We start from the raw sequence: 1,430 nt of genomic DNA on the forward strand, positions 1-1,430 counted from the left end.
CCGACGCACTGCGCGCGGGAACGGTCAGGGTCGACGGTCCCGAGACACTCCGCCGGGCCGCTCCCGGCTGGTTCACCCTGTCCACGTTCGCGTCCGTGCCGCGCCCTGCTTGGTGACACCGGCGTGTGGGACACCCCCACAACCGGTCCGCAGCGGAATCCGGAGGCTCTGGCCGCGCTCCCCGGCAGGATCAGCGCATGCTCGTCGGCGCTCGAAGTGGGTTGTGATCCGGCTGCGGGTGCGCAGGCCGTCGGTGAGGGAACACCGCGGGCCATGACTACTGCGTCGGCTGCGGTCCGACCGGGCACAAGGGACGGGCCGCACGATGCCGGAATGCGCCTTCGCGGGGCAGCCACGGCAGAGCGCCGCGCAGCGGTTCGTGCGTCAGGTCACGCTCTCCGAGACCCGCGGGATCGGGCAGGCTCGTGTCGAGGAGACCGCCGGCGGCCCGTACCCGACCACGCAGCCGGCTGGTGGTGGCGATGCGGGTGGTGCTTTTGTCGTGGTAGCCGAGTGCCTGGGCGACGCCGGGGGCCGGGGCCTGGAGGACGACGGGCGTGATACTGGTGGGTTCGCGCATTCGACTGTCGTCAATTCACCATGAGATCCACCCTGTTGACGACCGTGTGTGGTCGCCGGAGGCATGCTGGTTCCGGGCTCCACCGAACTCGGGTACGAAGCGGGATGTGAGAACGCGGTGCGCGGTGGCAGACAGGGGTGGCGACGGAGGCGGATGTCCCAGGGCCTGCGTTCGGTTACTGCGGTGCGGCTGGCAGGCTTGGGGGGACACCGAGATCGTCGACCAACGTGGAGAGCGCGAAGGGATGCAGCGGCTGACCCGCCCGCCGGCCGGGAAAGGCCAGGGCTCGAGAAGGCCCAGACCGAAGGGTCCCCGGCCCGGGCCTTCCGCGCTTGCTGGAGGGTGGATGACCCTCCCGAGGGTTACTTCACGTCGACGTAGTCTGCCGCGGAGGCGACCGCCGGGGTGGTGGACGTGCCTGCGAAGGAGTAACGGAAGTAGCCGTCCGCCGTGGCCTTCGTCGTCGTCCTCAGGTTGCCCTTGCTGTCCGTCTTGACGGTCTTGAGGGTCTTGTAGGTGCTGGTGCCCTTCTTCTTGAACTGGAGCTTGACCGGCTGCTTGGCGTAACCCCCGTACTTGTAGGTCTCCCAGTTGGCGCGGGTCAGGGCGCCCGTGACGGTGATCGTCTTGTTCTTCTTCACCGGTTCCGGCGAGGCGTTGACCGTCAGCCTGGAGCTGCGCAGGACCTTCGCCTTGGCGGCGGAATCCTTGGTGATGTAGTCACCGTCGTTGGCCAGGGCGTGGGCTCTCACGGTCCAGGTCCCGGCCGTGGTGTTGTCCTGGGGGTGGATGCGCGGATTGATTTTCAGCGTGTAGGTGCAGGTGGTCGTGGTGAAGCTCTGCCGCGACA

At 68.3% G+C, this 1,430-nt stretch carries 1 protein-coding gene and 1 pseudogene; both read right to left on the minus strand.

Annotation, left to right across the window (positions count from 1 at the left end; all coding sequences use genetic code 11):
- Positions 1-277: 277 nt before the first annotated feature.
- On the minus strand, positions 278-580 hold the full coding sequence (locus tag RH94_RS37720; RefSeq protein WP_073952797.1) for a hypothetical protein: 303 nt from the start codon (positions 578-580) through the stop codon (positions 278-280).
- A gap of 362 nt (positions 581-942) precedes the next feature.
- A pseudogene (locus RH94_RS37725) lies at positions 943-1,430 on the minus strand (calcium-binding protein); the annotation flags it as partial.

It is taken from the genome of Streptomyces kebangsaanensis (genome assembly GCF_001906585.1).
Lineage (GTDB): Bacteria > Actinomycetota > Actinomycetes > Streptomycetales > Streptomycetaceae > Streptomyces > Streptomyces kebangsaanensis.